The 12921-nt window shown below is 61.1% G+C and carries 5 protein-coding genes; 2 read left to right on the top strand and 3 right to left on the bottom strand.

From position 1 onward, the window contains the following. The first annotated feature begins 26 nt into the window (after positions 1-26). Entirely contained in the window at positions 27-1376 is a 1350-nt protein-coding gene (locus tag E5K02_RS21950; protein ID WP_167856537.1) for a DUF58 domain-containing protein, read from the top strand. A 4-nt stretch (positions 1377-1380) separates the two neighbouring features. Here the strand turns inward: E5K02_RS21950 and E5K02_RS21945 are convergent, their stop codons facing one another. Then, positions 1381-3177: a hypothetical protein gene (locus tag E5K02_RS21945; protein ID WP_135397999.1), complete on the bottom strand. Its 1797-nt coding sequence runs from the start codon at positions 3175-3177 to the stop codon at positions 1381-1383. A gap of 144 nt (positions 3178-3321) precedes the next feature. Here E5K02_RS21945 and E5K02_RS21940 point away from each other — a divergent pair, with 144 nt between their 5' ends. After that, a complete protein-coding gene (locus tag E5K02_RS21940) occupies positions 3322-5415 on the top strand; it encodes a beta-N-acetylhexosaminidase (protein ID WP_135397997.1) in 2094 nt (697 codons plus the stop codon). A gap of 68 nt (positions 5416-5483) precedes the next feature. Here E5K02_RS21940 and E5K02_RS21935 read toward each other — a convergent pair whose 3' ends face one another. Both E5K02_RS21935 and E5K02_RS21930 read right to left on the bottom strand, forming a co-directional pair. Then, positions 5484-9011: a hypothetical protein gene (locus tag E5K02_RS21935; protein ID WP_135397995.1), complete on the bottom strand. Its 3528-nt coding sequence runs from the start codon at positions 9009-9011 to the stop codon at positions 5484-5486. A 103-nt stretch (positions 9012-9114) separates the two neighbouring features. Then, entirely contained in the window at positions 9115-12816 is a 3702-nt protein-coding gene (locus E5K02_RS21930; RefSeq protein ID WP_167856536.1) for a sensor histidine kinase, read from the bottom strand. Positions 12817-12921: the final 105 nt, after the last annotated feature.

Raw genomic sequence — 12921 nt, 5'->3', positions numbered from 1 at the left:
CGTTTCACCCTGCTTTCTCTCCCCGCTTGAAATCCTTCTTTCTGACTCTGCGCTTTTTTCTGCTGCTGCTGGCAGTGGTCGTAGGTCTGGTGGTGGCCTTTTTCCTGCCGGCCTTGCTCGTCCCGCTGCAACTGGCGCTGGGGCTGCTGCTGGTACTCACGCTGCTGGATATCCTGCTGCTCTACGCTCCGGCGCGCGACGGAGCCGGGCCCGTATTTGGGCGGCGCGTTATGGGCGAAAAGCTCGCCAACGGCAGCGACAATGACGTGGCCATCTACCTCGAAAACCAGTACCGCTTCCCTATCCGCACCGAAACCATCGATGAAATTCCGGTGCAGTTTCAGCGGCGCGACGTGCTTTTCAAGGCTACCGTACCGGCGGGACAGACCACGGTCATCCACTACCAGCTGCGGCCCGTGAAGCGGGGCGAATACCATTTTGGCTTCCTGAACGTGTTTGTTCGGTCGCCATTGGGGCTGGGGCAGCGCCGCTTCCGCTTCGGCCAGGAGCAGATGGTGCCCGTGTACCCCTCGTTTCTGCAGATGCGGCAGTACGAGCTGCTGGCTATCAGCAACCGGCTCACGGAGGCCGGCGTGAAGCGGATCCGGCGGGTGGGCCACAGCATGGAATTTGAGCAAATCCGCCCCTACGTGCCCGGCGACGACCCGCGTACCATCAACTGGAAAGCCACGGCGCGGCGCGCAGGTACCGGCACCGACACGCTGGTGGTCAACCATTTCCAGGATGAGCGTGCCCAGCAGGTATACTGCCTCATTGATAAGGGCCGGGTGATGCGCATGCCGTTTGAGGGCCTGAGCCTGCTCGACTACGCCATCAATGCCACGCTGGTGGTCAGCAACATTGCCTTGCTCAAACACGACAAAGCGGGCCTTATCACCTTCGCCGACCGGCTGAGTGCCATTGTACCGGCGGAGCGCCGGGCGGGCCACATGCAAAAAGTGCTGGAGGTGCTCTATAAGCAACGCACCAAATATTTGGAAACGGATTTTGAGCTGCTGTACTCCAACGTCAAAGCCAAGATCCGGCAGCGCAGCCTGCTGATTCTGTTCACCAATTTCGAAACCCTGAACGGGCTGCAGCGCCAGCTGCCCTACCTGCGGCGCCTGGCCAAAGACCACCTGTTGCTGGTCGTGTTCTTCGAAAACACCGAGCTCCAGCAGTTTCTAACCCAGCCGGCCGCCACCACCGAAGATGTGTACAACCAAACTATTGCCGAGAAATTTGCCCAGGAAAAGCGGCAGATTGTGCGCGAGTTGCAGCGCTACGGCATTTACAGCCTGCTCACGCCACCCCAGCAGCTCACGGTAAACACCATCAACCGTTACCTCGAATTTAAGTCGCGGGGCTTGATTTAGCCTGTTACTGCTCGTCGAACACGGTGATTTTGGCGTTGTCGAGCAGCAGGCCGGTGCGGGTGCCGTAGTAGAGAAACACGACCGAGACGTTGTCGAATTCTTCCTTGGGCGGGCGCATATCGAAGTGCAGCTCCCGGGGCCAGCTGTCGTCCAGGGCCCGCTGCAGGCGCACGGTGCGCTCTTTTACCACCTCCGTACCGCGCCGAAACCGCACCACGTACTGGGTCATTCGGGGCATTTCCCATTCTTTGTACTCGGCGCGGGCCAGCGCCGAAGCCCGCAGCCACTGGAAGTCGCCGGGCTTGGCCGCCACAACGTACTCGGTGCTTTGCGGGTGCAAGGAGTCCAGGGCCAGGGAGCAGTTGCCCTGCAAGGCCGGCGTCCCGCAGATTCCCTTGGTTTCCTGTTCAAAACCCTGCTCCCACACCACCCGCTGGTGGGTAGCTGTGCCGGTAAACTCGGAGTTGCTGTCGAGCAGTAAGCGGGTTTCGCTGGGCACCTCGTAGCGAAACAGGATGCGCCACAGGTACGAGCGGGTCATGTCGCCGGCCGCCAGCAAGCCCCCGGCCTGCGCCATCAGCGTCAGCCAGAAGCCGTAGTAGCACCCCACTACGGCTACTACACCGTAGGCCGCGGCCCAGCGCGGGCGCGCCAACAGCCAGGCCAGGGCTGCGGCCAGGGGCCAGGCCAGCACGGCGTAGCTTTGCACCATGGCCCGCTGCCCCAGGGCCCCGCCGTAGGTCCACTGCTCCCAGGCAAACGTGACATAGAGAAACAGCAGCAGATAAACCAGCATGGGCCAAAAGGCGGCGGGCTGCTGCCGGCGCAGGGGTCCAAACCCGACCAGCGCCGTCACCAGCAGGGGTGAATAGATCAGCCAGCCGCTGCGGAAGCTGAAAATACCCTCCCAGAGGTGCGGTTTCAGCCAGTTAAATCCTTCTTCGCCGTAGCTGTAGTACAACCAGGATCCAATGGCGTAGTGCCAGTACACCAGCTGTATACTCACCACGAGTGCGCCCGCCAGCAGGGCCGCACAGAGCAGGCCCAGGTGACGGCGCCAGAACGCCAGCCGCGCCAGCACAAAGGCCCGGCTCAGTTCCAGGCCCCAGAGCAGGGGCAGCAGCACGGCCAGAATTTCGGTGGGCCGGGTCAGGGTCATGATGCCGACGGTGGCGCCGATGCCCAGGGCCTTGCCCAGCGTGGGGCGGGCATAAAAGCTCGGCGTGAGCAGCAGCAGCACCGCGTACCAGCCGAAAAGCCAGTTGTGGGTCATGCCGCCCTGCCCGCCGGAGTAGTTCAGGTAGTTGGTACCCAGCACCAGAATAAGCAGAGCTAGGGCGGTGGGCCACTCCCCAAACCGCGGTAGCAGGGCCCGGCGCACCAGCCACAAGCTTAGGGCGGCCGCCAGCAAGCTCCCCAGCCGGATAGCCCACTGGTAGGGCTGCGAGTAGCCATCGGCCGGATAGCCCAGGGGCTCGGCCACGGCGTGGGCCACCAGAAAAAACGGGAGCTCCTGCAGGGCCAGCCCCGAGGAATACTTGAGCACGTAGTTGCCGCTGACCGGGTCTAGCGTGGCGTGCTCGTTCAGGCCGGCGTAGTGGTATTTGGCAATGGTAGCCTCGCGAAACTGCAGCTGCTGCAGGTCATCGTAAACGAAGATGGCGGGCAGGTAGAGGTAATAGCCGGCGCTGTCCGAACTGATGATGTTTACCCCATTCCGCAACGCCGACGATACGTAAAGCCCCAGCCACAGGAGCAGCCCTACGCTCAGGAGCCAGGCAATTCGGGAAGGAGAAGTCATAGGAAAAATAGAGGCTGCCACTCACCGGAACGGGCGCAGGCAGTCGATAAAAGCTCCAAATTAGCAATACCTACCGTTTATTGCCTATTCGGGCCCGGTCGTTGCTTACCTTTCGTGTCCCTCTCCTTTCTGCTTTGTCTGCTTATGCCTGCTTGCTTTGCCTTGCCCCGTTTGTTGCTCCTGATCCTGCTTTTGAGTGGATTTCCCCGGCTCCAGGCCCAGAATCCGGGCCCGGATACGCGCAGTCTGCTACCAGTACCTGCCACCGTGCAGTGGGGCACCAGCCGCTTTGCGCTCAAAGGCCGCTGGCGGGTGCAATTGCAGGGGCCGAAAGCTGATTCGGCCCTGCGTCCGGTAGTGGTGCAGTTTGGCACCTGGCTGGGGCAGCAAACCAACGACAAGCGCCTCTCGACCGAGCTGGTCACATCCGGGGCCGCCGACCTGACCGTCACCTATGGCCGCCTGGGGCAGCTGGCCATGCTCGGCGACGACGAGACGTACAGCCTGCGCGTCACGCCGATGGGCATCGCGCTGGCGGCCCCCACCCACTTGGGCGTTCTGCGCGGCCTGGCTACGCTGCGCCAGCTCCTGACGACCGAGAAAAAGGAATACGCCTTTGCCGAAGTCGATATTGCCGACTCACCCCGCTTTCGGTGGCGGGGCCTGCTCATCGATGCCGCCCGGCACTTTATGCCCGTGGCCGTCATCAAGCGCAACCTCGACGGCATGGCGGCCGTGAAGCTCAACGTGCTACACTGGCACTTATCCGACGACCAGGCCTTCCGGGTCGAAAGCAAGGTGTTGCCCCGCCTGCACCAGGTGGGCGGCCAGTACTACACCCACGCCCAGGTGCGCGAGGTGATTCGCTACGCGGCGCAGCGCGGCATCCGCGTTATTCCGGAGTTCGACATGCCCGGCCACACCACCAGCTGGATGGCCGCCTACCCCGAGCTGGCTTCTGTTGACTCGACGTACGGCCCGGCTCAAACCTGGCGCACGCTCAATATTGCCCTCGACCCCACCAAGGAAACCACCTATCAGCTCATCGACAAGCTGCTGGGCGAAATGACGGCCCTGTTTCCCGACCCGTATTTTCACATCGGGGGCGACGAAAACGACGGACGGCAGTGGCGGCGGAGCCCGCGCATCATGGCCTGGGCCAAGGAAAAAGGCTACCTCAAGGAGAATGGCCAGCTCGACAAGCACGGGCTGCAGACCTACTTCAATCGGCGCCTGTTGCAGTACGTCACCAAGTACCGGAAAAAGATGGTGGGCTGGGATGAAATTCTGGGCCCGGGCCTGCCGGAAGATGCCGTCATTCAGAGCTGGCGGGGCCGCAAAGGGCTTTATGACGCGGCCAAACAGAACCACGCGGCCTTGCTTTCCAACGGTTACTACCTGGATCTGAATTTCTCGGCGGCCAGCCATTACCTCAACGACCCGCTGCCCGCGGATGCTCCCCTGACTGGCCCGCAGAAAGCCCTTATTCTGGGCGGGGAAGCCACGATGTGGTCTGAATTTGCCGACAGCGTGATTATTGAGAGCCGCATCTGGCCGCGGGCAGCCGCCGTAGCCGAGCGGCTATGGTCGGCCGCAGCCGTGCGCGACGTACCGGATATGTACCGCCGCCTGGCCCTGGTATCGAACGAGCTGGAAACCCTGGGCCTGCGGCACCGCACAGCACCCGAGGAGCTGCTGATGCAGCTGGCCGGGGGGGGCGACGTAGCCGCGCTGCGCACCTTGGCCGGCGTACTGGAACCGGTGAAGGAATACAAGCGGCACTTCCAGGGCTTTACCTATACGCCATCCACCCCCCTGAACCGCCTGGTAGATGCGGCCCCGGCCGAGTCGGAAGCGGCCCGGCAATTTGGGGTAGCCGTGGAGGGGCTGGCGCAGTATCTGGAGCTGGCCCCGGCCGCCGAGCGGTTTAAGGGCCAAAGTTCCAAAGCCCTCCTTTCCTTCCTTAACGCCCAGCTACGCACCTGGCAGGCCAACGACCAGCAGCTACAGCCCCTGCTGCTGAAAGGGTCCAGCTTGTGGGAATATGCCCCGCTTTCCGGCCAGTTGCGCCTGCTGGCTACCCTGGGTCTGGAGCGGCTGCAGCTGCTGGAGAAAAACCAGAAACCTTCGGCTACCTGGCAGGCGGCGGCCCTGAAGCAGCTGGATGCCGCCAAAGCTCCTGCCGGACAGGCCGAGCTGGCTATAGTCAACCACATGCGCAAGCTGCTCACGTTTTAGTTCCCGGCAGGCTGGTCAGGCGCTACTGCTTGGTGGCGCATGGTGGCCCGAAAAGACAGACCAAGTGCTTAAAACAAGACCGATACCTGCATGCGACCGGTGTGAATGGGGGCCAGCCCGTTGGGCTTGCGGCCGTCGTAGGCCAGGGTCACGTTCAGGCCGTTGCTCAGGCGCTGCTCCACGTTCAGGTTCCAGGTGAAGTTGCTGCCCGGCCGCAGGGCATTGAGAATTTCCAGGGCTACGAGCGACGATTGGTCGGCGTCGAAGCCCACCTTCACGTAGCGCGCCGTGCCCGACACCGTGCGCTTGCTCACCTGGCTGATGCGGGTTTCAACCCCAAGCTCATCAAACGTGCCGCGGATATCCTTTTCGGGGCCGGCCGTATTCTGCTTGCTGATGCGCTGGTAGGTGCCCGTAAAGCGCAGGGTATTGTTGGGCTGGTAGCTGATTTCGGGGGCCACCTCATAGACCAGCAGCCGAAAATTGCGCAAATCCGAATAGTCCGAGTTGCTTTCCCGGATACTGCGGGTCGTCGTCAGGCGGGCCGTAAACTGCTGGGCCAGCGTGCGGCGCAGCAGCACCGACTGGCTCGCCAAGTTGCGCACGTCGAAGCCCTGGCTGAGCAGCACCTTCTGCTGGGTTTGCTGCACGGTGAACTCGGCCCCGAAGATTGGGTTGGAACGGTTGAAATACACCGTGTTACGCAGCAGCTTGTTTAAGGACAAAAGCAAGGTATCCTCGGTTTGGAAGGCAAACGGATTCAGGCGGGAAACCAGACCCTTATCAATGGTGCGGCGGTCGAGGGTGACGGAGCTGACCGTGGAGAAGCGCGAAACCAGGCTGCGCCAGCCGGGCTGGTCGCGCCACTGCCGCGGGGCATTAATGGTAAGCCGGTAGCTGAAGCGGTTGGTAAAGGCAATAATGTAATCGTCGGTGGGCAAAAACACCTTGATGTAGGTGCGGTACTGGGCGTCGGGCGTTTGGGCCTCAAAGAACTCGTCTTTTTGCTGCACACCGTCACCGTCAGCATCTTGATAATAGTGAGTACCCTGCCCGGCAGGCACTGGCAGAAATGAAAAATCGCGCCGCAGTTCCCGGCCCGTGGCCACGCTGTAGCTCAGCTCCGAGCGCAGCACATTCTGCAGAAAGGAAGCATTCCAGTCTACTTTGCCCAGCACGGTGCTTTGGCGGGCACTGTCGCGGGCGGCCAGGTCGCGGTAGGTGGCCAGCAGGCTCAGGTCCTGATTCTTGCCCAGGCGGCTGCTGAACGTGCCCTGCCAGGTCTGAGCCTGGCCGCGGGTCTGGAGCTCGTTGCGCACGGGCGTCTGGTCGCGCCGGTAGGTGTAGTCCAGGCGGAAGCGGGTTCTGGCCGTATCCTGACTTTGGATAAACACATTGTGTTCGTCGAAGTAGTTGGCCGAGCTCAGCGAGTCGCCGCTGGGCAGGGCCACGCGGTTTTTATCGAACCGGTAGGCGTAGCCCGGCACAATGGGGCCGCGGGTGTAGCGGGCCGTGGCCTCGCCCCTAGCCCATTCGGATTTAAAGCGCCCAGCCTCGGTACTGAGCAGAAACAGCCCAGCCCGCATTTCTACGTCGCCGAGCTTCTGAGCCACATCCAGCCAGTTCTGCAAACCATTCACTTCGCCGGCCCGGTAGCGGCGCGTGACGCGGTAGTTGATCAGGTTGTTGGCATCTTTCACGGCTCCTACCGAGAAGTTGAGCACGTTGTCCTCCCGGGCAGCCCGGCGCGTAGCATTGCCCTGCACGGTGCTGGTAGTGCTCCAGTTGCGGTCAAACTCGATGTCGCGGTACCGGTCGATGGGCGCAAAGCGGTGGCTGGTGTACTCATAGTCCAGGGCGCTGCGAAACTTGTAGGCCTTGAGCACCGGCAAGGCCAGGGCCCGGTCTTGCACGGCGTAGCCCACGCGTAGCGCCTGGCCCTTGTCTGTTGCGGGCGAAAACCGGTTCAGGTCCAAGTTGGTCGAGGCCACATCGGCGAATACGGTGGTCGTGGAGTCGAGGCGGTAGCTGGCGCCTAGCGTCACCATCTGCTTCTCGAGCGGCGTGGGCAGCAGCCGCTCGTCGAGGTAGCGGCCCCGCCCCTGCCCCACGTATTCGTACACCCGCCCGTTGGCATTGCCAAAGCGGGTGCTCAGGTTGTAAGTGCCGCCGCCCGGGCCTTTGTCCGTGAAGCGCACGGTGTACACGGCCTTGGTCGAGTCGGGCGGGTAGGTAAAAACCCTGGTCAGCTGCTGGGTCACCGGGTCCAACACCTCCGCCTGGTTGTACTGCACCTGCCGCCGGTCGTAGGCTGAGGCCGTAGCGCCGGGCGTGCTCACTTGGCTTACGTTTTCGCTGACGCGGCGCAGCAGGGCGCGCGTGGTATCGTCCAGCGTCAGGTTGGGGGAGTTGTCGGGGTTGTCGGCTTCGCGGTAGTAGTTAGCGTGCACGCTCAGCTTGCCCAGCTCCTGGTAGTGGCTGGCGTGGTAGAGCGAGCGGGCGTAGTTGAAGTCGGAATACTCAAAATCGACTTTGATGCGCGAGTTGCGGGTAATTAGGTGCTGGGGCGAAAACGTTACCTCGGCCTGGTTGTAGTCGATGACGTAGTCGAAGTCGAAGCCACGCGTCAGCAGGCGCCCGTCGAGGTACACCCGCTCAGAGTTGGCCAGCACAATAATGAACTGCTCCCCGTTGGGCCCGCGCAGGCGGTACGGGCCCTGTACGTTCTCAATCGGGGCAATATCAATAGAGGCGAATTTACCCTTGGCTACACCCGCCGCCACGGTCGTATTGCTGCGCAGGCCCGGCTTCTGAATGACGTTGGCTTCAATGGCCGCACCCTGCACATTCTTGTAGAAGCGCAGAAAATAATCGGGCTTGTTGCGCAGCACCACGTCGCCGGCCGTCAGGTTCCAGCGCGGGTGGGTGAGGGTGATATAAAGCCGGTCGAATTCCTGGAGCTGCTGGGTGTTGCCCTCGGGCTGAAACGGAACGTTCTGGTCGGAAATGGCGGCCGTCAGGGTAATATCGTCGGTGAGCTTGCCGTCGAGCTGCAGGTTAAGGGAAGAGTTGACAAACACGTTTTGAGTGTTGCCAAACGACACCCCCCGCGACAGGTTACCGGTCTTGTTGATGCCCGGCGTGTTAAGAATCTGCTCTTTCACGGCAAAATCTTCGTATCTCACCGGCCGGCGGCCAAAGGTCACGCTGTCCATCAGCCCGCGGGGCCGCCGAAACCGGGGGGCCGTCAGTTGCAGCGGCAGCACCCGGTAGCACACCAGCGCCGAGTCGCGCGGCGGCGCGGCGGCCGAATCGGTGGCAACCGGGGCGGGGCGGACCAGCTGGTAGAGGCCCGTCCGCGAATTATACGCTACCGACTGACCCAGCACGTTCACCGACGAGGGCACCACGGTCAGAGAATCCGTCAGGGCAAAGCGCGTAGTGTCGCGGCCGGGCGTAAGCAGCACCCAGCGGCAGCGCCGCGAGGAGGGCACGTCCTGGCGCTGCTGCCCCCAGGCCGTGGCGGAGGCTCCCAGTACACCACCGAGTAGCAGCAGGCAAATGCGCAGAAGTTGAAGCGTATTGCTGCTGATCATTCGGTACTGAAAACGGGGTTGAAGCGGAAGCTATTGGTGTGGCTCAACAACGCGCAAAGCCGGTTGTTTCGTGCCAGCCAGCTCCACCTTCTGGGCAAGACGCTTAGGCCGGGGCCAGCGGCAGCTCGATACAAAATGTAGTACCAGTGCCTTCCTGGGTTTCAAACCAGATTTTGCCGCCGGCACTTTCGATACCGCGCCGGGCCACGGCCAGCCCAATGCCCGAACCCGACTCCTTGGTCGTGAAATTGGGCACAAACACTTTGTCGCGCACATTTTCCGGTATACCTGCCCCATTGTCCTCAATGCAGACGCGTACCCGGTCGGGGCCTACTGCCTCCAGATGCGCTTTGATGAGGGGTTTGCGGCTTTCGGGCACAGCTTGCAGGGCGTTGATGAGCAGGTTATTAAAGGTGCGCACCAGCAAGTTCTCGTCGGCAAAGACCACATACTGGCCCTCTTCGGCTTCGGGCGGGAGGTCCATATCGATGCTGCCGCCCCGGGCGCCTCCCTGGTGCAGGCTCACGCAGCGCCGCAGAATAGACGCAATGTCGAGCCGCTCGGGGCGCATGGCGGGCAGGTTGGTGAAGTTACTGAAGGAGGTGGCAATGTCGCTGAGCACATCGACCTGGGTAATCAAGGTCTGGGAAATCTTGCCAATCAGCTCCTCGGCATTGGAGCGTTTTTCGGTTATAGCCTTCTGCAAAAACTGCAGACTCAGCTTCATTGGCGTCAGCGGGTTCTTGATTTCGTGGGCTACCTGCCGGGCCATTTCCCGCCAGGCGGCCTCTTTCTCCTGGGTAGCCAGTTCCTGCTTACTTTCCTCCAGCTTCAGCAGCATGGCATTGTACTCGCGCACAAGCAGCCCGATTTCGTCCGACGACTCGTAGGCCAGCATTTCATTTTGCCCCGTCAGGGTGGTGTGCTTCAGCTTCTCGGTCAGCACCTTCAGGGGCGAGGTGAGCATGCGCGAGGCAATAAAGGTCAGCACCAAAAACAGGATGAACATCACGGTGAAGATGTTCAGGATAGTGGATATCAGCTCGATCAGCTTGTTGTCCAGCTCTTTCTCGGAGTCGAAGAAGGGAATTCCCACGTAGCCTACCACCACATTGGCCCGCTCGGGCCCGACCAACGTGCGCAAGGGCAGATACAGGGAATTGAAGGACAACGACCCGGCCCGCTCGGTAAGCAGCACCCGGGGCTGGGCCTGCTCGGCCAGGGCGGCGGCGGCCTGCGGGTTCATCAGGGGGCTTAGCAGCCCCGATTCGAAGATGAGCGGCTGGCTGCTCACTAGCAGCTCGCCCTGGGCATTGTAGAGGTTCAGGTCCGTTTCGGTAAGGCTCGACACGTTTTCGGCCAGGTCTACCAGCGCCGTCCGGCTGGCTGAGTCCGCCAGCACCGCCTGGTTTTTCAGCAGGTTCTCCTGTACGGCCTTGCCCCGCCGCTCGTAGGTGCGCAGCAGGTCGCGCTTGTAGGAATTGGTTACCTGACTGGCCGTGGCAATGCTAACGATGATAAGCGGCACCAGAATGCCGAAGTTGAGAAACAGCTGAATCTTGGTGCTGAAGTTGGTTTGGAAGGCTTCAAAGTAGCGCCCCCGGGCCAGCATGTAGATACCAATGGCAATAAGCCAGAAGAAGGTGTGGAGCAGGAACAGAAAGGAAAAATTAGCCAGCCAGTCGGCAAAGGAATAAGTAGCCGTGGTGACGACGGCCGTCCGGTTTTGGGGGCCCCGCACCGCAAAATGATGGAAGCCCTCCACTGATAAGCCGGTGCTGTATAGCCGCGGATCCTGCAGCTGCTGGGGCGTCAGGCGGTTGGTATAGTCGAAGTCGCCCTCGTTATACACCAGCCGGCTTTGCTCAAAGCCCGCGTAGCTGAGCTCGGGCCCCAGGCTGGGCTGGAAAAACTTCTGGTCGACCAGCAACTCGGGCACTACGCTGTTGGCCGTAAGCTTTTTCAAGGACAGTTCCAGCAGCACCGTACTTACCCCGCCCCGGGGGCTGGGCACGCCCACGAAGGCAACGTAGCGCCGGGTACTGAAGGAGTTGGGGTTCCGGATCAGGTACACGTTGGGCTGGTCGGTGGCCAGAGCCGAGCGTAGCAGCAGTTGCCGCGTGGTAGCGAGGTTGGGCTTATTCTTGGATTCCTGAATTGGCTTGCCGGCAGGGTCGAATAGGGTCACGACGACTTCATACTTATCGAAATAGTCGCGCAGGTAGTATTTCACAATCTTCTGCCGCACCATATCCTGATTGGTAAACGGACTGGCCAGCATGGTCCGAATCAGCGGATCGGCGGCCATTTCGCCAGTGCGCTCAGCCAGCAGGTACTCCCCCTGCAAGTCATTATCAACCAACAGGTTGCTGGCAATCTTCTGCTTGGTTAGCACCAGCTGTCGGTCGAAGTGCTCGAACAAGGCCAAGGCTCCGACAGCGGAGCTAATGCCCAGCATGAGGAAGATGAACAAGTAGACCTGATACGGCATGATGGACGCCAGCTGCTTGAGCCCGGTGATGCGCACCACCAGGAAAAACAGCAGCGTCAGCCCCAGCAGAATAGTGTGGGCCTCTCCCACCACAATTCCGGCGGGCAAAAACAGCAGCGTGGAAATAGCCAGCATAGAGGCTCCAAAACGCTTGGTAACCGGCCGGCCGATGGCAATAAAAAGCTGGGAGAGAATGTAAAACCCGACCAGATAGCCGCCCGTGTGCAGCACGATAGCCAGGCACAACAGAAGCTTGAAGCCCGACAGCTGAATATTCTGGGTGATATCCAGCACCAACTGGGAGTTGTTGAAGCTGTTGGAATAAAACTGAAAAAGCATTTCCAGCAGCCCCCAATACCCTAACACCACGCAGGCTCCTACGCCGACGCGCCCCGCCAACGACTCGACATGCCGCGCCTGTCGCACCACCCCATAGCGCCGAAACAGCAGCAGCGCGTAGTAAGCAGTCAGCAGCAGCAGGAAGGCATTAATCAGCAAGTCGCCCAGGGACGGCGACAGCCAGGAAGCGGCGTAGACGCGCGGGTCGAACAAGGGCAATTCAACCACTGAAAAAGGCAAGCCCAGATACAGCAGGCCCGCCCGGTATACAGCCAGCGGCACAACCACACTGGCAGCCCCGGCTATAATGCGCCCCTGCCTCAGCTGACGACGGGCCAAAAGTAGCCAGCCGCCTACGTATAGCACCGTACCCAGCACCAAAAAGGCCAGGAGTAGATACTTGCCCGTAACCGGGCTGGGCTGCAGGCTCTCCACCGAAAACAAATACTTTCCCTCCTGCGAACGAAGCCACGGCAGGCGCGAGCCCGGCATATTGGGCATGATGCGCACATTCAATCCGCGAAACAACGCTTTTTCGGACCCCTCCCGCAGGTAACGGTTGCTGATACCGTAACGCTTTTCCAGGGGTACATACGTCAGCACCACGTAGGGTCCGGCGGGTTGGCGTAAGGCCAGGTAGTAGCCAAATTTCATTTCCACGAGCTTCTCGCGAAAATTCTGGCCAACGTTTTCCGGTTCGGGCCGGGTGGTATGATCTGACCAGTAGAGGAGTTTATCACCGCGAAAAACAAAGCACGGGTAAGTTGTGTGGCCTACCAGGGTACCAAAATTTAGCTCTCCGCTCTGCAGACGACGAGCTACTTCGCCGGTTTCCCGCTGGGCAATCTGTTCGGCTCCCTCCACCAAGCTCTGTAGGCGCACCACATCAGTATACACCAGCACCCCGGTGGCCCGAGACCCGAAGCGGTTGCTGAGGTAGGCGCCCACAAAACAAATGGCGGCCGCCAGCAACACAACGAAAGGGGAAAATCGGGACGACTTCAACAGCAGAACAAACTAGAATTACGGGTAAAAACGGGGGGCAGCCCAAACAAAAATGCCGCCAAATGGCGGCATTTC

The sequence above is a fragment of the Hymenobacter metallicola genome (assembly GCF_004745645.1).
In the GTDB taxonomy this organism is placed as follows: Bacteria; Bacteroidota; Bacteroidia; order Cytophagales; family Hymenobacteraceae; genus Hymenobacter; species Hymenobacter metallicola.
The sequence above is the reverse complement of the archived record's forward strand: the minus strand, read 5'-3'. Positions and strand labels throughout refer to the sequence as shown.

What these genes read in the sequence shown, in the direction of transcription:
- E5K02_RS21935 (WP_135397995.1), bottom strand. Translation starts at nt 9,011, where the DNA reads ATGATCAGCAGCAATACGCTTCAACTTCTGCGCATTTGCCTGCTGCTA.
- E5K02_RS21940 (WP_135397997.1), top strand. Translation starts at nt 3,322, where the DNA reads ATGCCTGCTTGCTTTGCCTTGCCCCGTTTGTTGCTCCTGATCCTGCTT.
- E5K02_RS21945 (WP_135397999.1), bottom strand. Translation starts at nt 3,177, where the DNA reads ATGACTTCTCCTTCCCGAATTGCCTGGCTCCTGAGCGTAGGGCTGCTC.